Raw genomic sequence first — 21,220 nt, 5'->3', positions numbered from 1 at the left:
GAATACGGGGGAAAGATCCGTGAGTTCTCGTGCGCTGAGCCGCCGGTGCCGCGCTCTCGTCCGCGGCCTCGGCATCACCGGCCCGTTGACCACCCGGGACCTGTGCGACCGCGTGGCGCGCCACACGGGCCGCCCGGTCCGCCTGGAAGCGGTCTCGCTGCCGCCCGAGGGGCCGTACGGACTGTGGGTCGCGGTCGGCGGCACGGACTACGTCTTCTACGAGCGGGAGACCAGCCCGCTGCACCAGGAGCACATCGTCGCCCACGAGTTGGGGCACGTGCTGTGCGACCACCGCTCCAGCGCCACCGTCGGCGACGAGGCGGTCCGGCTGCTGCTGCCCACCCTCGACCCGGGCATGGTCCGGCGGGTGCTCCAGCGCTCCCACTGCGGCACCGAGGAGGAGCAGGAGGCCGAGGTGATCGCCTCCCTGATCCTGCAGCAGGCGCACCGCGGCACCCGGGAGCCCACCTGGACCGTGCCGTCCGGGTCCGCCGACGTGATCGAGCGCCTCGACCGCTCGCTGCGCCACGCGCCCGAAGACACCGCGTGAGCACCCAGTCGCTGCACGCGGCCTGCGCTGTCGTCGCCTGGCTTGCGTTCGGCTACAAGCTCAACGCCCTGCGCAAGGCGCCCCGCGACAGCGCGCTCATCGCGCTGTGCGGGGCGCTGCTGTTCGCCGCCCTCGGCTACACCGTCTCGCACCCGTCCGTGTACGAGCACGTCGACAGGGCGCTCGGCCTCCCCAACAGCGCGGCCCTGCTGGCCCTGTGCTGCATCGTCACCATGCTGACCTGCCAGCAGCTCGTGCTCATCTTCTGGGCTCACCCGCCCGCCGCGGCCCGCCGCAAGGCACTGCCCCGGGTGCTCGCCGCCCTGATCGTGCAGGGCGCGCTCGTCAACTACTTCCTGATGACCTCGCCGTCCGAGCAGGACTTCTCCCTGCGCAACGCGAGCAACGTGCCCTTCGCCGTCTTCCTCTGCGCCTACTTCCCCTTCTTCACCGTGGCCGACCTGGAGACGGGCCGCATGAGCTGGGACTACGCCAAGGTCTCGCACCGGCTGTGGCTGCGCCGCGGGCTCAGGCTGGTCGCCGTGGGCGCCTGGGTGAGCCTCACCGTGGTCCTGGTCCGGGCCCTCGGCGTCTGCCTGTACGCCCTCCCCGTGGAGCTGGACCTGCGGCGGGCCGATCTGATCACCCGCCAGTGCGCGGACGTGGGGGCCCTCGTCCTGTACGTCGGCTGGACCGTGCCCGGCTGGGGCCCGGCCCTGAGCGCGCCCGGCCGCTGGCTGCGGGCGCGGCGCCAGTACCGGCAGCTGCGCCCGCTGCACACCGCGCTCGGCGAGCGGGTGCCCTCGGTCGTCCTCGCCGCGCCCGCGAACGGCCCCTGGGGCCGACTGCGCCCCTCCCACCTGGAGTTCAAGGTGTACCGCCAGGTCATCGAGATCCGCGACTGCCAGCTCGCCCTGCGTCCGTACGCCGATCCCCGCGTCGTGCGCGCCGCCGCGGAGCTGGGCGGCGCGGCCGGTCTGGGCGGGCGTGAACTCCAGGCCCTGGAGGAGGCGGCGGAACTCGCCTCGATGCTCCGCTCCCGCTCCCGCGGCGCCGCACCGGCCGCCGAGCGCGCGCCGCGCGCCGCCAGCGGACCGCAGGGCTCCGGCCTCGCCGCCGAGATCGACTGGCTGGTGACGGTGGCGCAGGCCGTCGAGCGCAGCCCGCACCTCGCCGCCGCCCTGGCCCGGACCGCGCCGGACGCCACGGACCTGGCGGACGCCACGGACCCGACGGACCCGGCGGCGGCCACGGCCAGGACCGAGCGCCGCTGACCGCCGCCTGCCGCCCGGGGCCCGGCTGCGACGGGAGATCGGGGGTGACCGGGGGTGACCGGGCGCGACTGGGGGGCAGGAGTGACCGGGGGCTCAGTCCGCGGGCTTGCGCACCACCACGGCGTGGTACGACGTGTGGTTCCGGGAGAAGGAGCGGAAGGGGCCCATCAGCGGATCGGTGTGGGTGAGCGCCTCGCTGCCGAACCGCTCCTCGATCTCCGCCCGCCGGTCCTGGTACAGCACGTTCATCAGCTCGACGGCCAGCACCGCGTTGGACGTCATGTCCTGCACCCGCAGGACGTCGAAGCCGGTCTCCTCGATCTGCTGGAGCAGCGTGGCGAACGTGGTGAGCGGCGGGGACGTCCACAGCTCCCGGTACGCCGCCTCCTCCTCCGCGCTGGCCCGGCCCCGCTGGGTGAACTCGGTCAGCAGCAGCCGCCCGCCCGGCTTGAGCACCCGGTACGCCTCCCGCAGCCCCAGGGGGCGGTCGGACAGGTGCGGCAGGCAGTCGATGGTCCACGCGGCGTCGAACGACGCGTCGGCGTAGGCGAGGTCCATCGCGTTGCCGTACGCGAAGTCGACGCGCTCGCCCGCCGGGTGGGCGGCGCGCCGCTCCTGACAGCGGTCGAGCTGCTTCTTGCTGACCGTGATGCCGGTGACCCGGGACCGCGTCCGCTCGGCCAGGCGCAGCGCGGGCGCGCCGGTGCCGCAGCCGATGTCGAGGACGCGGGAGCCGGGGGCGGGGTCGAGCTGGTCGATGAGCCACTCGGTCTGCCGGTCCTGCGCGAGGTCCGCCAAGCCCACCAGGGTGTTGACGGGTTTGTGCTCCCCGTGCGGCACGTACATGCCGATGTGCACGGCGCTCGATCCGAGCGTCATGGCGAGGAGGTCTCCGTACTGGTCGTACATCGCGCCGACTTCCTCGGGCGTCGGAGCCGAGTCGTCCGTGGTGCCGGGGGTGTTGGCTGTCATGGTGCGTCTCCTCCCTGACAGCGTGGAGCGTGCCTCCGCGCCGCCAAGGACATTGCACCTGGCACAAGCGCGCTGCGTGAGGGCGGAGTTGAGCCATGATGTCACCGGGGCGGCGCGAAGGCGCGCACCGGCCGCCCCGGGGCCCGCCGTGCGCGCGGTCAGGCGCCGTCGGGCTCCGCCCGCTCCACCCGCACCGACTGGTCTCCGTGCTGGTTCATGATCACACGGCCGTGGCCCTCGGCCCGGCCGTACTGCCGGTAGGTCGCACCGCCCCGCTCGGGCGGCGCGAACGCGGCGACGGCGGCCTGCAACTCCGCGGCGGCCTCCGGGTGTTCCTCCAGCAGGTCCTGGAGCCGGACGCGCCAGGCGAGCCGCGCCTGTGCCCGTGCCCGGTCGCCGTCCGTGCCGGTGGCCGCGGCCCGCAGCGCGTCGAGCCGCCCGGCCGCGGCCCGGGCGCGCTCGGGGTCACCCCGGCCCAGGAGGTGCACGAAGCGGTCGCGGGTGGTCTGCCAGGCGTCGGTGGTGGCCGCGCTGACGAGGCCCCCGGCTCCGGCGGCGGCCAGCGTGGCCAGCCAGTCTGCGCTCACGATCGTGCCCTTCTGTGTCCGTGCGGTGCTGACGTCCGCTGTGTGCCGCTACGGGGACTTCTGTGCCTTCCACGACCCCTTGGCGCTCTGGCAGGCCGTGGAGAACGTGCCGCTCATGGTGGTGCCGTCCAGGGTGCCGGTGAACGAGATCGGCACGGCGCTGTCCACGGTGCCGAAGGTGATGCGGTCGCCTTCGAGGGTGCCGGTGAGGTCGCCGTCGAGGTCGCAGCCGGTCTCGCTGACGGAGAGGCGGCCGCTGACGCGGTCGCTCTCGACGGTGAGCCGCGCGGTGAACCCGCCGCTGGCGAACCCGGCGCTCCACCCGCCGGTCCACTCCCCGTTGACCCGCGTCGCGGCGTCCGTGTCGCCGCCGGGCCCGGCGGAGGACGGGGAGCCGCTGGGCGTGGCGGCCGTGACGCGCAGACCGAAGTCCGAGTACCGGGCGGAGACCGCGTGCCCGCCCGGCCCCGGTGCCGCGTCGACGTCGAGACGGACCAGGCGCCCCTGTGGGTCGATGCGGGCCCGGAACGCCGTGGACGCGCTCCCCGAGGGCGCGGCCGGTTCCCGCGGGGCGCCCCGCGCGGCCGATGCCGGGCGGACCGCGGAGTCCTGTGCCCGGGCGAGCCTGCCGGAGAAGGCGCAGCCGGTGCGCTTCGCGGTGGACACCGCTTGGAGCATGCGGGCGGCCGCCGTGGGGTCGACGGCGTCGGCGAAGGCGCCGTCGGAGCGCACGAGCCGTCGGTCGGCACCGGCGGGCAGGGCCGTCCCGGTCGGCAGCCGGACCTTCCCCCGGTCGACGGTGCCCGCCACGTGAGGCCCGTCGCCGACCCGTTGGGTGAACCGCGCGGAGCGCGTCCTCGGGTCGGCCGCGCCCGCGACGTGGTGGGTGCCCCGGGTCACGGAGTACCGGAAGCTGGTCCGGCCCGTGCGCCGGGCGGCCTCCGCCAGCGCGGCGGGCGCGGAGCGGCCGTCGACCGCCGCGTCGCACGAGGCCCGCTCGTGGTTCTGGGTGACCACGACGCTGACCGTCGCCACGACGGCGATCGTCACCGTCACCACGGTGGCCACCACGGGGACGCTGACGCCGCCGCCTGTGACGCCCGCGACCACCTTGGCGAACCCGGAGGCGCCGGTCTTCACGACCGCGGTCGTGCCGGAGGCGGAGCCCGCGCCGCCGTGCCCCGCCGCGCCCGCCGCCACCGGGTCCGGCGGGTGGGGCGGCTGGGGTGGCGGGGGCGGTGCCGCGTCGGCCAGGGGCCCCTGCGGCAGGTCCCCGGCTCCGGCCCGCGCCGCGGCCTCGGAGGCGGCGTGCCGCGCGACGGTGACCCCGCCCGCCGCCGCGCCCGAGGCCGCGAGGCCGGTGACCGTGGCGGCCTTGCGGCGGCTCATCCGCCGGGGGCGCGGGGTCTGGCCGAGCAGCACCTGGTAGTAGATGTTGCCGTTCTGGACGGCGTTGACCGTGCCGTGTCCGCTGGCGGTGGCGAACTGCGCGGTTCCGGTGTCGGAGGTGTCGGCGGTGTCGGTGCCGTCCGGGGCGCCCGGTCCGGCCAGCAGCGCGTGCACCTGGGCGGTGAACCGGCGTGCCTGGGCCGCCCGTTCGGGGGCGCTCGCGAGGGCCGACGCGATGTCGTGCTGCCAGTGCGGTACGGCGTCGAGCAGGAAGGCGTCGAGGTCCGCGCCCTCGTGGCGCTGGGCGTCCGCCGCCCACGCCCGGACGCGGTCGGCCGCCGCGCTGTCGCCGCCGAGCAGGACGGCCGCCTCCGCCGAGGCCACGGGCCAGGCCGCGGTGCCGAGCGCGGCGGCCAGGTGCTCGGCCGCGTCGGCGGCCGGATCGTCGGGCCGGTAGCCGGGCCCCCAGGTGTCGTCGGCCATGACGGCGCCTCCCCCGATCTGTACGCCGCTGACCCCGCGAAGCTAGCAGCGGGAACGCGGGGCGCGGACCCCTTCCGGGGCGGCTGGACGCCGCGGTGGCAGCGAAGGGCGCGCGCAGGGGGCGCGCCCTGAGCGGAGCGCCCTGGAGGAGCGGATTCCGCACGTCCGTCGCGCCGGAGCGGGCACGGCAGGGGAGTGCGGGGCGAGTGCGGAGGAGTGCAGGGAGTGCGGGGCGAGTGCGGAGGAGTACAGGGAGTACGGGGGGAGTGCGGGGGAGTGCAAGGCAGTACAGGGGACGAGGAGGAGTTTCGTACGAGAAGCACGGGGCGGCCGAGGGCGTCTTGCCAGGGGTTGATGAGTGCATGACGATACGGGCATGGCGAATCCCGACGCGGACACGGCACGTTCCGGCACGGGCGCGGCCCCCGGCAGCGGCGAGAGCCCCGGCGCGGACCTGGTGGACTCCGGTGCCGACCTGGTGAATCCCGGCGCGGACCTGGTGGACCCCCGCGCGGACCTGGTGAACTCCGGTGCGGGCGCGGTGGATCCGGCGGGCACCTCCCGCCGTACCCTCCTGACCGGCGCCGCCGCGACCGCGGCCGCCGCCGTCGCCGCCCAGACCGCCCCGGCCGCCGCCAGCGCGGGCCGGGGTGCCGCCGGGGACGGCCGGATCGCCGTCCAGCCGCCGTCGCGCGCGCTGCGCGCCCTGCTGCGCGAGATCGACCACCGGCGCATCGAGGCCACCGTGCGGCGCCTGGTCGCCTTCGGCACCCGGCACACCCTGTCCGCGCAGGACGACCCGGAGCGGGGCATCGGCGCCGCGCGGGACTGGATCCTCGCGCGCATGCGGGAGTACGCGAAGGCGTCGGGCGGGCGGATGAGCGTCGAGCTCCAGTCGTACGTCCAGGAGCCGGGGCCGCGCGTCCCGAGCCCCACGCGGATCTCCAACGTCGTCGCCACGCTGCGCGGCACCACGTCCCCGGACCGGATCTACGTCGTCTCCGGGCACTACGACTCGCGCGTCAGCGACGTCATGGACTTCACCAGCGACGCCCCGGGCGCCGACGACGACGCGTCCGGTGTGGCCGTGGTCATGGAGCTGGCCCGGGTGTTCGCCACCCGCCGGACCGGCGCGACGCTGGTGTTCGCCGCGGTGGCCGGTGAGGAGCAGGGCCTGTACGGGGCGGCGCACCTGGCGGAGCGGTTCAAGAAGCGCGGGGCCGACGTGCAGGGCATGTTCACCAACGACATCGTGGGCAGCTCCACCGCCGACGACGGCACCCGCGACCCGCACACCGTCCGGCTGTTCGCCGAGGGCGTGCCCACATCGGAGACGCCCCAGGAGGCGGAGGTCCGCCGCTCGGTCGGCGGCGAGAACGACTCCCCGGCCCGCCAGCTCGCCCGCTTCGTACGCGAGGTCGCCGACCCCGAGGCGACCGGCATGACGGTCCGCGTCGTCCACCGGCGCGACCGCTACCTGCGCGGCGGCGACCACATCCCGTTCCTCGAACGCGCCTACCCCGCCGCCCGGTTCACCGAGCCCGCCGAGGACTACGCGCACCAGCACCAGGACGTGCGCGTCGAGAACGGCAAGCAGTACGGCGACCTGCCCGAGTTCTGCGACTTCCCCTTCACCGCGCGTGTCGCCCGCGTCAACGGCGCGGCCCTGTGGAGCCTGGCCCAGGCCCCCGGGACGCCCCGGGGCGCGAAGATCCTCACCGCGGCCCTCACCAACGACACGGAACTGGTGTGGGAGCGCGGCAGCGAGCCGGACCTCGCGGGCTACGAGGTGGTGTGGCGCGAAACCACCGCCACCGAGTGGACCCACGTCATCAAGGTGGGCGACACCACCCGGCACACCGTCGACCTGTCCAAGGACAACGTGTTCTTCGGAGTGCGGGCGGTGTCCCGCTCGGGCCTGCGCAGCCCGGTGGCCTTCCCGGCGCCGCAGCGCTAGCGCCGCCGCGCCCGAGGCCGCGAGCCCCGGACCCCCGGCACCGCGCTGAACTGCGCTGATGGCGCGGCGGCAGATTGACTTTGCGTGTCCTTTACTGTTGTCTGCCCGCATGAACAGACGCATCCGCACCACCGTGTGCACCCTTGCCGCCGCCGGTCTCGCGCTGAGCCTCGGCGCCTGCTCCGAGGCCGAGGAGAAGGCCGTCGACGCCGTCGACAAGGTCGTGAACGAGACGTACGAGGTGACCTACGAGGTCTCCGGCAAGAGCGTCGAGGAGATCGAGTTCGCCGCGGGCGAGGGCTCCGCGGCCAACCCGAAGCTGGAGAAGGAGTCCAAGCCCACGCTGCCCTGGAAGAAGACGGTGACGCTGCGCGGCATCATGCCGCCCACCGTCGTCCCGATCTCGACGGACCTCACCGGCGCCGACCTCACCTGCAAGGTGATCTACAAGGGCAAGGTCATCAAGGAGGCCTCCGGAGAAGGCGTCGCGACGGGCTGCATCGCCGTCTCGCCCCTCGGCAAGTAGCGGCACACCGAGCGGGGCCCGCGCCCCGCTCAGCAGGTCGGCCCGGTGCCGGGGCCGTCAAGGGGCCGCTACCCGTCCGCGCCCGGCCCCTCGGCGTCCAACCCCGCCAGATACGCCGCCGCGGCCCCGGCCTCCGCGACCCGCAGACGCTCGTACAGGCCCACGGCCCGCCGCAGTTCGGCCACCCCGGCAGCCCGGTCGCCCAGCCGCACCCGGCAGCGCGCCGACCCCTCAAGGGCGTGTGCCTCGTCCAGCGGGCTGTGGGTCTCGCGCGCCAGGCGCAGCGCCGTGTCGAAGGCGGTGAGCGCCTCCCGCTCGCGGCCGGACCGGGCGAGCAGCGCGCCCAGGTGGTGCCACGCCTCCGCCTGCCCCTGCCGGTCGTCGATCCGCTCGTACAGGCCGAGGGCCCGCTGGTGCAGCCGCGCCGCCTCCTCGTGCGCGCCGTCCCCGAGGCTCCGTACGACACCGAGGTCGTTGAGGACGTTGGCCTGCCCCAGGGGCTCACCGATCTGGAGGAACAGGTTCAGGGCCCGCTCGTGCAGCCGTGCCGACTCCGCGTAGGCGCCTTCGAGCCGCCGTAGGACCCCCAGCTCGTGCAGCGAGTTGCCCTGCCCGAGCCGGTCGCCGAGCTGGCGGAACACGTCGAGGGCCGCCTGGTAGAGCCGGGCCGCCTCCGCGTGGGCGCCCTCGGTGCGCCGTACGAGGCCGAGTTCGTTGAGGCCCTGGGCCTGGCCGAGGCGGTCGCCGATGTGCCGGTAGAGGTCGAGGGCCCGCTGGTGCAGGCGGGCCGCTTCGGGGAAGTCGCCCTGGAGCCGCCGGGCGGCCCCCAGTTCGTACAGGGCGTTGGCCTGGCCGAGGCGGTCGCCGATCCCCTCGTACAGCTCCAGGGCCCGCTGGTGCAGGTCCGCCGCCTCCGCGTAGGCGTCCAGCATCCGCCGGGCCACGCCCAGTTGGTTGACGGTGTTGGCCTGGCCCAGCGGGTCGTCCACCTGGCGGTAGAGGTCGAGGGCCTGCTGGTGCAGCCGGGCGCCCTGGGCGTGGTCGCCCGAGAGCTGGAGGACGTTGCCCAGCTCGTAGAGGGAGTTGGCCTGGCCGAGGGCGTCGTCGTCGAGGCGGTAGAGGCACAGCGCGCGGCGCTGGATGTCCGCCGCCTTCGCGTGCTCGTCCCGCATGCGCCGGATCACGCCCAGGTCGTGCAGGGCGTTGGCCTGCGCGGTCCGGTCCCCGGTGGAGCGCGCGGCCGTGACGGCCCGCTCGTGCAGCGTGGCGGCCTGGGGCCAGGGGCCCTCCCGCAGCAGGAAGGCGGCCAGGGCACCGGTCAGCTCCGCGGTGTACGCGGGCGAGACGGAGACGTCCAGGCAGGCGAGGAGGGTGGCGCGGTGGGCGCGCAGCCAGGAGAGCGCGGCGGTGTCCTCGGTGAACTCCGGCAGCGTCGAGTGGGGCGGGGCCGCCGCTCCGGGGCGGCGGACGCGGCTGATCCACCGGTCGGCCGCGTGGGCGGCGCGCCGGTAGTGGTCCAGGACCCGCTCGACGCCGAGCGCCCGCTCCCGGGGGGAGTCCTTCGCGTGCGCCAGCGTACGGGCGTAGGCGCGCAGCAGGTCGTGGAGGCGGTAGCGGCCCGGCGCGACCTCGTCGAGGAGGTGGTCGGTGTACAGCGCCTCCAGGCCGTGGCGCGCCTGGTCCGGCGGGATCCCGGCGAGCGCCGCGGCGGCGGGCGCGTCGACGTCGGGGCCCGGGTGCAGGCTCAGATAGCGGAACAGCCGCCGCTGGGGCGCTGTCAGCTCGTCGTAGGAGAGCGTGAACGCGGTGCGCACGGCCCGGTCGCCGCCGGTGAGTTCGCCGACGCGGTCGTGCGCCTGGGCGAAGTCGGCGGTGAACTCGGCGAGGGACCAGCGCTCCTTGTGCGCCAGACGCCCGGCGAGCAGCACGATGGCCAGCGGCAGCCGACCGCAGAGCCCGACCGCCTCGGTCACCGCCGCGAGGTCCGCCCGGTCGGCGGGGTGCCGGTGCGCGGTCGTCAGGAACAGCTCCACGGCCTCGTCGTCCGCCAGCGGCGCCAGCGGCAGCGGATGGGCGCCGTCCAGGGCGACCAGGCGCCGTCTGCTCGTCACCAGGGTGAGGCAGCCGGGCCCGGCCGGGAGCAGCGGGCGGATCTGGGCGTGGTCGGCCGCGTCGTCCAGGACGAGCAGGACGCGTCTGCCCGCGAGCCGGTCCCGCCAGAGGTCCGAGCGGCCCTTCAGGGTCGGCGGCAGGTTGCGCGGATCGATGCCGAGGCCCGTGAGCAGCACCGCGAGCACGTCGACCGGGTCGGCGGCGGAGCGGCCGGGGGCGTGGGCGTGCAGGTCCTGGTAGAACTGCCCGTCGGGGAACCGGTCGGCGAGCCGGTGCGCCGCGTGCGTCACCAGGGCGGTCTTGCCGACGCCTGGCATCCCGTCGACCGTGTGCACCGCGAGCACCCGGCCGGGCGTGGCGGCGTCGAGCAGCCAGCGCAGCTCGGCCTCGCGGCCGGTGAACCCGGCGACGTCGCGCGGCAGGCCGTGCGTGACCGCGGGCCTGACCGGCGGCGGCGCCTGGAACGTCATGCGGTACACGTCCCCCGCCACCTGCTGCAGCTCCCCGCCGAACACCGTCCCGCGCTGGTCCACGTGGACCGCGGGCGGCTCGTCCGGCGGGGTCAGGCTTTTGGGCCGCGGGGGTCCCCGTGCAGGTCGCGGCCGACGTTGACATTGATGCCGCCGTGCACGGTGGAGGTCTGGAAGACGGCGTACACCTGGGCGCGCCGGTCCGCGCCGAGGGCCGGGGCGAGCAGGTCGTCCAGGAGCTGACGCAGCTCCCCGGCCGCCTCCGGGTGCTCCCGCAGGAGCGCCTGGAGCCGCAGTTGCCAGGCCCCCTCCAGGGCCCGCACGGTGGCCGGATCGTGCGCGGCGGCGCGCAGCTGCGCCCGCAGCTCGCCCAGGTCGTCCCCGATGGGCTCGGGCTCGGAGCGCACCCTGCGCCACAGGTCCGCCATGGCGTCCCTGACCTGCTGCCACGCGTCCGTGGCCATCGCCCCCACCAGCGCCGAGCCCGCTGCCATCGCGACCTGGTCCATGCCGTCCCCCGAACGGTTCGCGTACCCACCCGCCCTGAGCGTGCCGTCGTACGGCGGTCCGCGACATGGCCCAAAAGGCATCGAACAGGGCCCGAACGGCCCTCATGGCGAAAGCGCCGGACGGGCTGGGAACAGTCCGTCCGGCGCTTGAGGACGAGGCGCCACGTGGGGGGTAAGGGGCGAAGCCCCATCCGACCCGGCGGTACCAGGTGCCGCGCGGCGAGGGTCAGCGCACGTCGACCGCGTCGCCGGTGGCCTTGACCGCCCCGGTCGTCGAGTTGCCCGCGAACACGTAGCGGTACGACCCGTCGACGCTGGCCTTGACCGTCGTCTTCAGGTTGCCCCGGCTGTCGGCCTTGACGGTCTTCACCGCGGTGTACGCGGTGGCGCCCTTCTTCTTGAACTCCAGGGTCGCGGACTGGCTGCCGTAGGCCGCGTACTTCTGCGTCGACCAGTTGGCGCGGGTGAGCGCGCCGGTGATCGTGAGGGTCTTGCCCTTCTTGACCGGCTCGGGCGAGGCGTTCACCGTGAGCTTCGCGGCGCGCTGGACCTTGAACGAGGCGGCCTTCTGCGCGAGCAGGCTGTCGTCGTCGTTGGCCACCAGGAACGCGTCCACGTACCAGGTGCCCGCGGGGGAGTTGTCGAAGAAGTCGGTGTCCGGGTCGAGCGTGAACGTCGCCGTGCACGTCGAGGTGGTCGCGCTCGACGCCTCGCACTTCACGGCGCCCGTGGGCATCGCGTAGTTCGTGTCGGGGCCGTACAGGGTGATGTCCTCGGCGGCCTTGATGCCGGAGTCGTCGGTCGCCGTCACGGCCACCTTGAACGTCTTGCCCGCGGACGTGCCGAGCACGATCGGCTTGCCGTCGCTGACGGTGATCTTGTCGATCTTCAGGTCGCCGTCGACGGCGACGGCGCCGGGCGCGGCGAAGCCGACGGCCGCCACGGCCAGCGCCGAGCCGAGCACGGCGAGACGGGTGCGGTGCTGCATGGGTCCCCCCACAGATGATGCCGGGGCGGATGACACCCCGGCGACAGATGTGAACAGGGTGACCTTACGTTCTTCACGTCATGTTCATCACCGTGGTGATCGCCACGTGTGTCGCGTACAACCCTTTGCGGATGTGCTGTGATCCACGACGTGAAGTCCCGTGGGGAGCAGGGTTTTTGGGGCGGAAAGGGAACCGGGGCGTCCGGTGTGGTGTCGTGTCCTTTCTGTGGAGACCGTGTGACGCCGGGGTCCTCAGCGCAGCTCGACGGCCTCGGCGTCATGGGCGAGGAACCGCGGCCAGGGCAGCCCCTGCGCGGTGGACAGCTTCACCAGATGCGCCCTCACCTCCGCGCGCCCCGGCGCGAAGTCCCGCACGGAGACCCGGCCGCTGTTCGTCCACGCGCGCACCTGCCCGTCGCACACCGCCCGCGTCCCGCCGATCCCGGCCGACCGGCCCCCCTGCGTCAGCGTGCTGCCGACGAACACCGGACCCGAAGTGCCGTCGTCCAGACACCGGTAGGTGCCCGAGAGCGTGACCGTGCCGTCGGACGCGACGGTCCCGGTGGTGTGCACGGACAGGCCGTCGGCCGGGCCCGCGTGCGCGGGAGCGGCGGCCGCGAGGACGACGGCGCTCGCGGCGGCGCCGAGAACGAGACGGAAGCGCATGGCTGAAGCCCCTTTCGGAGGTGATCTCGGGTGTTCTAGGAGGTGGGGGAGGTGCCCGCCAGGGATACCGGATCGCCGCCGGGCCGCCGGGCACCCTCACCCGACCGGGGACGAGTCGAGGTCCGACGGGCGCAACGCCACGCACGACGACCGCGAAGCGCGTTCACCCAATGGGGTGAAGTACGGATGTTCGGTGGTCCCCTCGCGCGTGCTGTCGGCGATCCTGAGGCGGAAGTGTCGGTCGAGCAGGGGGAGGGGGCAGGCATGAGGACAGCGCGCCATGCCCTCATGGCCTTCACGGCCCTCCCGCACGGCCTCCCCTCGCGTCGCCGATACTTCCTGATACGGCCGAAAATGTCGGGGCCGACCACCCCGGAAGTGCTGTAAAACCAAGGTCACGCGCCCCAGACCGCGTCAGCGCACCGCAGCGCCACCCCTCACCGCAGCGCCACCCTCACCGCGGAGTCCGCGCGCCCCGGCATGCCCGCCGCGCCTCGGCACACGCGACTCCACCACCCCAAGGGCGACCGGCTCACGCGCCGACGACTCCGCCCCTCCCGCACGTTCCGGACATCCACCGCGGCCCGCCGCGAGCCAGCTCCATGGCGCGCGGGGCCCGCGGACTCGTCACCGGGGGAACCCATGGCCGCGCCACCACCACCCCAGCCCTACCGGCTGCTTCGCGCCACCGACCTGCTCGACCTCCACTTCCGCTTCCTGGGACTGCGCCTGGACCGGCCCCTGCTCGGCCCCCGCCGACTCATCCGGCAGGACCCCGCGCAACCGGCCCACCTCGTCGTCACCTTCGGCCCCCAGCACGTCGCCGAACAGGCCTTCTTCGAAGTCAGCCCCGGCATCCCCGACGCCGCGGGCAACGAACCCCACAAACCCCCGCCCGTCGCCTCCCGCATCGGCGGCCGCAGCGTCCTCGTGTTCGCCGTAGGCCCCGACGACACCATCGAGTACACCGAAACCGGGCTGCTCACCGCCATGCGCACGCTCCCGCTGCGCGTCGTCGACGCCGCCCGCGCACCAGCCGCCGCCACGAGCCTGCGCCAGCTCCTGACCGACCGCCCCGACGACGCCTTCCAGGCGCTGCGCCTGGCCCGCACCGCCGCCGAACTCGCCGCGCGCCACGGCCCGCACGGCCCCTTCGACGCCGGGATCCTCACCGCGCCGGACCCGGGCGACGCCGCCGAGGACCCGGCGGCCACCGGCCCCGCCCCGGCCCTCGCCCCCGGCCCCGAGAACCCCCTCGCCGACCCCGACAACCCCCGCACCGGCATCGAACTGCCCTACCGGCTGCTGCTGTCCCCACCCGCCACCGCCACCTGGACGCACACCACCGCGCTGCCCGACCCCGGCGGCCGCGTCGAACTGTGGCACACCCGCATGCTGGCCGCCGAAGCCCGCGCCGTATGGACCCGCGACCCCGGCTTCGACCCCGCCGACCCGCACCCCCTCAGCGAAGGCGGCAACGAGTTCAGGATGGCCCTCGACCGCAAGGACCGGTCGTCCGTGGTGCACCTGTCCGCCAACGCCAACCTGCCCGGCGGCACGTTCACACCCCGCCCCATCGGCGTGGACCACCTCATGCTGTCCACCCTGGGCGGCTGGCTCGACTCCCTCGGCCGCTGGGACCGGCCGCACCCCCACTTCGACGTCACCCAGTGGCGGCACCGCGCCGCCCTCGGCCGTGACCACTACGTCCGCGTCCAGTACCGCGGGCGGCTCTTCCCCTTCGGCCACCTCGCCGAACTCGTCAAGGTCACCGAGCGCAAGTTCGACCACGGCCGCCCCGACCAGGCCGCCTACCTCACCCAGCGCTACTTCGTCATGGTCCGCGAACCCGTACGCCGGTACGGACGGCCCGAGGACATCGGCGACCAGAAGCGCCTGCACCGCCTCTTCCCCTTCGACAGCGTCCGGCTGCTCACCCTCGTCACCCCCGACCTCCTCGAACCGAAGACCCTGCTCGACCCCGTCCCCGGAAAGCCGGACGAGGGCCTGGTGTTCTTCCCCGGCACCACGGGCGAGGACCCGTTCCTGTTCCAGGTCAGCACGACCGACCGCGACGGCCGCCTCCTGGAGTTCCGCACGCCCATGGCGTTCGTCGGACACCTCGTACAGCAGGACCCGGCCAAGGTCGAAGCGGTCATCGCCCGCTACAACAGCAGGCTCGCCACCCCCACGGCCGGACCGCCCGACCTCACCGAGCGCGACACGCGGTGCGTCGTCGCGGACCTCCGCGGCCAGCCCCTCGCCTACGCCCCGGGCAACCGGCCCGACGACACCACCCTGACCACCGGGCAGCTCGTCTGGGGCGCCACCACCACCCCGGCCATCCTCGGCCTCGACCCCGCCGACCACCCCCGGTACCTGCCCACCGTGCGCTGGGCGCGCGCCGTCGTGCCCGCGCTCGCCCGCTTCGGCACCGGCTCCGGCGGCGACCAGCCGCAGTCCGTGCTCTACCCGCAGCCGTACGTGGACGGCGAGTTCGGCGAAGCCAACAAGGGCCAGGTGTTCATCGAACTGGTCACCCCCTTCGACCTGACCTTCCGCGGCGGCGGCCAGAGCGCCGGAGCCCTCGCCCAGCCGAACTTCGCCGTCGCAGGCCTGTCCCGGCTCACCGGCCCGGTCGCCGCCACCACCGCCGCACCGCTCGGCCCCGCCGCGGGCCCCGTCGACAAATGGGCCAAGCTCGCCCAGGGCACCTTCAACCCGGCCGACTACTTCGGCACGGTCCTCGACGCGCTGCTGTTCGGGATGTTCCCGCTCAAGGAGATCCTCAGCGAGGCGGGCCTCGACAAGCTGAAGGCACCGCAGTTCCTCACCGCCACCGTCAACGCCGTCACCGGACTCCTCAACGACCTGCGCGGACTGCGCGACCTGCTGGCCTCCGTCCAGGAGCGGTTCCCCGAGACCGCCGACCGGGTCCAGCGCGTCGTCGCCACCGCCACGGCCTTCACCCAGGTCCTCGTCGCCTACCTCACCAGCCACCTGGAGGGCGCGCCCACCCCGACGCCGTTCCGCGACGTGGAGAACGCCTTCGACGCGTTCTCCGCCGCCCTCGCCGACCTGCGCCTCCACCTGCCCGCCGCCGTCGACGCCGGGGTCCGCCAGGTGCTCACCAAGGTCGCCGAACAGGTCGGGACCTGGGAGAACGGCGTCGGCGACGCCGTCGCCCTCAAACAGGCCATCCAGCTGGCCGCGCAGGGCGCCAAACTGCCCGACGTCGTCCACTCCCGCCTCCAGTGGCAGCCCGACATCACGGCGTGGACACCGGGCCGGAGCGCCCCGCCGCGGCGCGAGGAGGACGCGGTGTTCTGGCCGCAGGGCCGACTCACCCTCGTCACGGACCTGCGCGGCTCCCTGCGCCCGGACGTGCCGCAGGCCGCCGACGTCACCTGCACCCTCGACCGGTTCAAGCTGCGCATGGTGCCCGACTTCCCGGCCCTCGTACTGAACTTCGACCGGATCCGGTTCACCATGCGCGCCGGGCAGAAGCCCGACGTCGAGGTGAAGTTCGCCGGGGTCGACTTCATCGGCCACCTCGCCTTCATCCAGACCCTGCGCAACCTCATCCCGCTCGACGGCTTCAGCGACCCGCCCGCGCTCACCGTCGACACCACCGGCATCCACGCGAACTACTCGATGCAGCTGCCCAACGCGGCCGTCGGCGTCTTCAGCCTGGAGAACCTCTCGCTCAACGCGAGCCTGTCCGTGCCGTTCATCGGCAACACCCCGCTCCAGGCCGGATTCTCCTTCTGCCGCCGCGAGGCGCCGTTCCGCCTGACCGTGTCGATGCTCGGCGGAGGCGGCTACTTCGGCATCGTCCTCACCCCCAAGGAGATCGCCGTCCTGGACTGCGCCCTGGAGTTCGGGGCCGCCGTGTCCATGAACTTCGGCGTCGCCAGCGGCAGCCTGTCGGTGATGGCGGGCGTCTACTTCCGGCTCGAAGTCGTCCGCGAACCCGGCCGCCCCGCCCGGCCCAAGGTCAAACTCGTCGGCTATCTGCGGGCCCGCGGCGAGGTCGACGTCCTCGGCATCGTCTCCGCCTCCATCGAGCTGTACCTGGAACTCGGCTACGAGGGCGGCTACGCGGTCGGCCGCGCCAAGCTCACCATCAGCATCGAGATCGGCTTCTTCGAGAAGTCGGTGACGATCCGCTGCGAACGGAAGTTCGCGGGCAGCGGGCAGCTCTCCGGCTTCGCGGGCGCCGCGCCCGCCCCGCAGCTCGCCCCGCCGTCCTTCACCGACCTCATGTCGCCGTACGACGACCCCGTGACCGGCCGCCGAGTGGACCCGGTCCTCGACTACTGCACGGCCTTCGCGGAGGTGGACTGACCATGGTGGACAGCATCCGGTGGACCGTCCTCCCCGACGGCGTCGTCTCCGGCGACACCGTCCAGGTGTCCGTGCTCGTCAGCCCCGCCCTGACCGGCATCAGCACGCTGCGCGAGTCCTCGTACTTCTCCAGGTGGCCGGAGAAGCTCGCCCAGACCCTGCTGCCCGCGCTCCGCCTGGAGTTCGACGGACCGGCCCACGCCGTCGTCACCGACCACGAGCCGACCGGCCGCTACCCGGAGGCCAGCCTCAGCGTGTGGCAGTCCCTGTTCCACGACGGCACGCCCGTCGTCCCGCCCCCGCCGCCGACGACCCTCGCCGCGGCCGGACCCCGCACCCTGCGCTCCTTCCCCGGCAAGATGGTGCACGACGAGGTCACCGACGTGTACCAGGCCGTCGCCGTGTACACCACGCGCAGCCGCGTCGGCGGCGAATGGGCCCGCCAGGAGAGCCTGCTGTGCGAGGAGCCGCCCACCGACCACCGCGGCTGGGAACTCCCCCCGCTGTACGTGCTCCCTGACATCGTCTCCGAGCAGGTCCTCGCCGTCGGCGCGAACATCGACGCCGGGTTCAAGAAGGTCGAACAGGCCCTGCGCCCCCACGGCGACGACCCGCACGCCGCCGCGGCGGACGACCACACCCCGCGCACCATGAACCGCGCCAGCGCCGTCTACACCGACGAGAACGCACGGCGCATGCTGCCCCTGGCCGAAGCGGCCCGCTTCTACGAGCGCGGCACGGCACCGGCCGCCGCGCTCGCCGCGGAGGAGGACCACGTCGTCGACTTCCACGAGGCGTGCGGGCTCCTCGGCGACTACCCGGAGCTGCAGCGCCGGTTCGGACTCGTCGTCGACCTGCGCTTCACCCTGCCCGCCCAGGCCGCCGACGGGGCCCGCGTGCGCGTGCGGTTCGACCTGGGCCTGCCGGACGCCGCCGAGCTGAACACCGCCGCCCGCTGCCCCTGGACGAAGGTCCGGCTCGTCCGCGGCAGCGCCTTCGAGGCCGCCCCCGGCACCTCGGGCCTGCTCACCGGGCGAATGCTGAACCTCGGCGCCCCCGACACCTGGCACCTCACCGAACTCGACGTCGACGGCGCCGCCCTGAAGCACCTCGACTACGCCCGCAGCGTCGACGCGCTGCGCCACGCCGACCTGCCCTCCCACCCCGGCACGGTCGCCCACCAGGCCGCGGGCACCGGCACCCCCGCCGCCCGGGGAGCGGGCATCACCCTGCTGCGCACCGACCGGGACCGGGACCTCGCCCGCCAGATCGGCGCCGACGTGGGCCGCCGGGTCAGCACCGCGGAGTCGGTGCTCACCGCCGAGGACCTGGTGCGCGGCTACCGCGTGGACATCGCCGCCGCCGACCCCGCGACCGGCGCGCTCGGACCGTGGCGCTCGCTGCTGCGCCGCCGGGGCCGCTACACGGTCCGCAGGCCGGGGCAGCCGCCCGTCGCCATCCCGGTCCGCCCCGACGAGGGCCTGGTCCGCGCCAGCGCCGTCACCACGGACGAGGCCGACGCCAACCAGCTGTACGGCCACCAGGCGGTGTTCGGCTGGCACGGCTGGAGCCTCGCCGCGCCCCGCCCGGGGCGGACCATCGGCGAGGACGGCACACCGCAGGCCCCCGCCCCGCCCGTCTCCCCTGACGTGCCCCTGGAGACGAAGTTCACCGCCGAGCCGGGCTCCCTGCCCGCCCTGCGCTACGGCCGTACGTACCGGATGCGCGCCCGCGTCGTCGACCTCGCGGGCAACGGCCTTGAGCACACGGCCAGCACACCCGACGCGGTCCGCTCCGAGGCGATCACCTACGGCCGCTGGGAGCCCGTGCCGCAGCCCGTGCTGCTGCCGCTGCTGCCGTTCAACGAGGGCGAGTCCACCGAGCGCCTGGTCATCCGCTCCACCGTCACGGACGACGGCCGGGACATCTCCCCCGAGGAGTACGCCCTGCTGCGCTCGGACGTCCCCGACCACGGGGCGGACTCCGGCGCGGACCACCTGGACCGGCGCTACAAACCGGTGGCGGAGCGGCACGTGGCGCCGCCGAAGACCGCCCTGCAGATGGCCGAGGAGCACGGCGTGTTCGACGCCGTCTTCGGCGCGGACAAGCCGGAGCGGCTGCGCGCGGAGTACGTCGCCGTCGCCTCCCGCGAGTCCGGCTCGTTCCTGGACACCAAGGTCCGCGACCCCGAGTGGCCGCACCTGGAGCACGACCTGCTCCTGGAGCGGACCATCCACATCGCCCAGCACGACGTGCACGACACCGCTCCCGTCACCCGCCTGCCGCTGCCCCGGCGCGGACACGAGCTGAAGCAGGGCGAGTTCGTGGTGCACAGCGGCGACCAGGTGATCCTGCCCTACCTGCCGGACGTCCTGGCCGAGGGCGTGATGCTGCGCGGCCTGCCCGGCGACCGGGAGAACCGCAAGATCCCCTTCCCCGGACCCTGGCCGCAGGCCAAGCCCTTCCGGATCCGCGTCAAGGAGGGCACCGGCGAGCCCCGCTGGTGGGGCATCGGCGACCGCGTCCTTGAGGTGTACCTCCCCAAGGGTGAGATCGCAGCCGTCCGCCTGAGCTGCTACCTGACCGCGGACAAGCTGCCGCTGCTGCGCCAGTGGAGCCTGCTGACCGCCTCCGACTACTGGGCCCAACTGCCCCAGGAGGACCGGGACTTCGTCACCCGCGCCAGCGCCGACGGGGAGAACTGGATGCTCACGCCCTGGGTGGAGATCACACTGGTGCACGCCGTCGAGAAGCCCGTCACCCCGCCGCGCCTGGCCGAGCTGACCGCCCGGCGCACCGCCGAGCAGACCGCCGCGCAGATCGGCCTCCAGCTCACCAGCCACGCCGAGAGCACCGGCCACGTGGAGCTGGACGCCCGCTGGAGCGAGTGGCTGGACGACGTCGCCCGGCCCGCGCCCATCCGCATCGACGGCCACACCCGCCTGGAGGACATCACCCTCGCGTACACCGACGACGTCGAACGCACCACCCGCACCCATGAGTTCGGCGACACCCTGCACCGCAACGTGCGCTACACCCCCACCGCCGTGACGCGCTTCCGCGAGTACTTCCACCCCACGCTCACCGAGAACCGCGCCAACGTCACCCGTCTCGGCCCGACCACCGAAGCGCTGCCGGTGCCCAGCTCCCGCAGGCCCGAACCGCCGGTGTTCGCCTACGCCGTGCCGACGACGCGCCCCGAGCGCAGCGTCGACCGCGAGCAGCTGAGCGTCACCCAGCGGCGCCGCACCGCGGGGCTGCGGGTGTACCTGAAGCGGCCGTGGTTCTCCTCCGGCGACGACGAGATGCTCGCGGTGGTGCTCGACCCGGGCACGGCCCTGCCGGACACGCTCGTCACACGCTGGGGCGTGGACCCGGTCTGGGGCGACACGACAGTGCTGCCCCGCCCGTCGGCCGCGCACTTCCCGAACGCGGACGAGCGCCTGACGGGCCTGACGCTCGCCGAGTCGTCCGGCACGGCACCGACCCTGGTGGACGCGGTGGCGTTCACACCGCGCTACCACCAGGAGCGGCGGCTTTGGTACGTCGACGTGGACCTGGACTTCGGGGCGGGGACGGCGCCCGCGTACTTCCCGTATCTGCGGCTGGCCCTGGCCCGCTACCAGCCGTACGCCGTGGACCCGCTCCACCTGTCGAAGGTGGAGCGCGCGGAGTTCGCGCAGGTGCTGCCGGAGCGGACGCTGACCGGGCGGCGCGTGGGCGACCAGCTCACCGTGCGGATGGCGGGCCCGGCCCCGTACAACGAGATCGGCGAGCTGAGCGGCACGGGCGCGGCCGCCGCGGGCGCGAGCCGCCGGGTCGTCGTCGCCCTGCAGAGCCGGGGGAGCGTGGGCGAGGACGACATGGACTGGAAGCCGCTGGGGGCGCCCGTCGAGCTGGCTTGCCGGGCCGAGGGCGGCGGATTCGTGTGGACCGGCGGCCTGACCGCGCCCACCGGGCAGGTGCTTAGCCTCTACCGGCTGCTCGTGCAGGAGTACGAGCTGTACCGCGCCGACCAGGACACGGCCACCGACACCCTGACGGTCGACGGCGCGCGGGTGCCCGCCGCCCGGCGCCTGGTGCACGCCGACTACTTCGCCCTGAACGTCGGCCTGCTGGGGCGGATCGACTTCGCGCCGTAGCGTCCGCGCGCCGCCCGCCCGCCCGTAAGCCCGCCCGAGCGGCGGGGGTGCGGGCGGGCGGCGCGCGGACGCGGCGGCGGTGTTCCGGGGAGTGCGCGGGCGGTCGGCCGAGGTGTTCCACGGGTGGCCGCCCGAGGTGTTCCAGGGGTGGCCGCCAGAGGCGTTCGCGGGTGAGTCACCGGGGTGTTTCCCGGGGCATGTGCGGACATGATCAATACGGCGAAAACCCCCCGATGGCCAGAAATGCC

At 74.3% G+C, this 21,220-nt stretch carries 13 protein-coding genes; 6 read left to right on the top strand and 7 right to left on the bottom strand.

Features of this window, described 5'->3' with window-relative positions; all coding sequences use genetic code 11:
* Window positions 1–19 precede the first annotated feature (19 nt).
* Together ACOBQU_RS02880 and ACOBQU_RS02875 are read left to right on the top strand one after the other, a co-directional pair.
* A complete protein-coding gene (locus ACOBQU_RS02880) occupies window positions 20–550 on the top strand; it encodes a hypothetical protein (RefSeq protein WP_423624309.1) in 531 nt (176 codons plus the stop codon).
* Complete coding sequence (locus ACOBQU_RS02875; RefSeq protein ID WP_423624307.1) at window positions 547–1,824, top strand: MAB_1171c family putative transporter; 1,278 nt, start codon at window positions 547–549, stop codon at window positions 1,822–1,824. Before ACOBQU_RS02880 ends, ACOBQU_RS02875 begins: the two co-directional genes overlap by 4 nt.
* 93 nt (window positions 1,825–1,917) lie before the next feature.
* Here ACOBQU_RS02875 and ACOBQU_RS02870 read toward each other — a convergent pair whose 3' ends face one another.
* The 3 genes from ACOBQU_RS02870 to ACOBQU_RS02860 all read right to left on the bottom strand — a co-directional run bounded on the left by ACOBQU_RS02870 (window position 1,918) and on the right by ACOBQU_RS02860 (window position 5,255).
* The gene (locus tag ACOBQU_RS02870; RefSeq protein WP_423624305.1) at window positions 1,918–2,796 is read right to left on the bottom strand and encodes a class I SAM-dependent methyltransferase; all 879 of its coding nucleotides are present in this window, start codon (window positions 2,794–2,796) and stop codon (window positions 1,918–1,920) included.
* A 158-nt stretch (window positions 2,797–2,954) separates the two neighbouring features.
* Window positions 2,955–3,383, bottom strand: coding sequence for a hypothetical protein (locus ACOBQU_RS02865; protein ID WP_423624303.1), 429 nt, complete (start codon window positions 3,381–3,383; stop codon window positions 2,955–2,957).
* A 48-nt stretch (window positions 3,384–3,431) separates the two neighbouring features.
* Window positions 3,432–5,255, bottom strand: coding sequence for a hypothetical protein (locus ACOBQU_RS02860; protein WP_423624301.1), 1,824 nt, complete (start codon window positions 5,253–5,255; stop codon window positions 3,432–3,434).
* Window positions 5,256–5,631: 376 nt separating this feature from the next.
* Between ACOBQU_RS02860 and ACOBQU_RS02855 the strand changes: the two genes are divergently transcribed.
* Both ACOBQU_RS02855 and ACOBQU_RS02850 read left to right on the top strand, forming a co-directional pair.
* Complete coding sequence (locus ACOBQU_RS02855; protein ID WP_423624300.1) at window positions 5,632–7,212, top strand: M20/M25/M40 family metallo-hydrolase; 1,581 nt, start codon at window positions 5,632–5,634, stop codon at window positions 7,210–7,212.
* 109 nt (window positions 7,213–7,321) lie between these two features.
* A complete protein-coding gene (locus tag ACOBQU_RS02850) occupies window positions 7,322–7,738 on the top strand; it encodes a hypothetical protein (RefSeq protein WP_423624298.1) in 417 nt (138 codons plus the stop codon).
* A gap of 68 nt (window positions 7,739–7,806) precedes the next feature.
* Here ACOBQU_RS02850 and ACOBQU_RS02845 read toward each other — a convergent pair whose 3' ends face one another.
* The 4 genes from ACOBQU_RS02845 to ACOBQU_RS02830 form a co-directional block, all read right to left on the bottom strand.
* Window positions 7,807–10,383: an ATP-binding protein gene (locus tag ACOBQU_RS02845; RefSeq protein WP_423624296.1), complete on the bottom strand. Its 2,577-nt coding sequence runs from the start codon at window positions 10,381–10,383 to the stop codon at window positions 7,807–7,809.
* Window positions 10,384–10,412: 29 nt separating this feature from the next.
* Complete coding sequence (locus ACOBQU_RS02840) at window positions 10,413–10,829, bottom strand: hypothetical protein (protein WP_423624294.1); 417 nt, start codon at window positions 10,827–10,829, stop codon at window positions 10,413–10,415.
* A gap of 226 nt (window positions 10,830–11,055) precedes the next feature.
* A complete protein-coding gene (locus ACOBQU_RS02835; protein WP_423624292.1) occupies window positions 11,056–11,817 on the bottom strand; it encodes a calcium-binding protein in 762 nt (253 codons plus the stop codon).
* 252 nt (window positions 11,818–12,069) lie between these two features.
* Window positions 12,070–12,483 carry a DUF6299 family protein gene (locus ACOBQU_RS02830; protein ID WP_423624290.1) on the bottom strand — a complete coding sequence of 138 codons (414 nt, stop codon included), beginning with the start codon at window positions 12,481–12,483 and terminating at the stop codon, window positions 12,070–12,072.
* A 642-nt stretch (window positions 12,484–13,125) separates the two neighbouring features.
* Between ACOBQU_RS02830 and ACOBQU_RS02825 the strand changes: the two genes are divergently transcribed.
* Window positions 13,126–16,830: a hypothetical protein gene (locus tag ACOBQU_RS02825; protein ID WP_423624289.1), complete on the top strand. Its 3,705-nt coding sequence runs from the start codon at window positions 13,126–13,128 to the stop codon at window positions 16,828–16,830.
* 2 nt (window positions 16,831–16,832) lie between these two features.
* On the top strand, window positions 16,833–20,972 hold the full coding sequence (locus ACOBQU_RS02820) for a hypothetical protein (RefSeq protein WP_423624287.1): 4,140 nt from the start codon (window positions 16,833–16,835) through the stop codon (window positions 20,970–20,972).
* The last annotated feature ends 248 nt before the right edge of the window (window positions 20,973–21,220 follow it).

The sequence above is a fragment of the Streptomyces sp. G45 genome (assembly GCF_049542095.1).
In the GTDB taxonomy this organism is placed as follows: domain Bacteria; phylum Actinomycetota; class Actinomycetes; order Streptomycetales; family Streptomycetaceae; genus Streptomyces.
The sequence above is the reverse complement of the archived record's forward strand: the minus strand, read 5'-3'. Positions and strand labels throughout refer to the sequence as shown.

Bases quoted from the DNA above. Each gene is read 5' to 3' on its own strand.
- ACOBQU_RS02870 (WP_423624305.1), bottom strand. From the start codon at position 2,796: ATGACAGCCAACACCCCCGGCACCACGGACGACTCGGCTCCGACGCCC.
- ACOBQU_RS02860 (WP_423624301.1), bottom strand. From the start codon at position 5,255: ATGGCCGACGACACCTGGGGGCCCGGCTACCGGCCCGACGATCCGGCC.
- ACOBQU_RS02855 (WP_423624300.1), top strand. From the start codon at position 5,632: ATGGCGAATCCCGACGCGGACACGGCACGTTCCGGCACGGGCGCGGCC.
- ACOBQU_RS02850 (WP_423624298.1), top strand. From the start codon at position 7,322: ATGAACAGACGCATCCGCACCACCGTGTGCACCCTTGCCGCCGCCGGT.
- ACOBQU_RS02840 (WP_423624294.1), bottom strand. From the start codon at position 10,829: ATGGACCAGGTCGCGATGGCAGCGGGCTCGGCGCTGGTGGGGGCGATG.
- ACOBQU_RS02835 (WP_423624292.1), bottom strand. From the start codon at position 11,817: ATGCAGCACCGCACCCGTCTCGCCGTGCTCGGCTCGGCGCTGGCCGTG.
- ACOBQU_RS02830 (WP_423624290.1), bottom strand. From the start codon at position 12,483: ATGCGCTTCCGTCTCGTTCTCGGCGCCGCCGCGAGCGCCGTCGTCCTC.
- ACOBQU_RS02825 (WP_423624289.1), top strand. From the start codon at position 13,126: ATGGCCGCGCCACCACCACCCCAGCCCTACCGGCTGCTTCGCGCCACC.
- ACOBQU_RS02820 (WP_423624287.1), top strand. From the start codon at position 16,833: ATGGTGGACAGCATCCGGTGGACCGTCCTCCCCGACGGCGTCGTCTCC.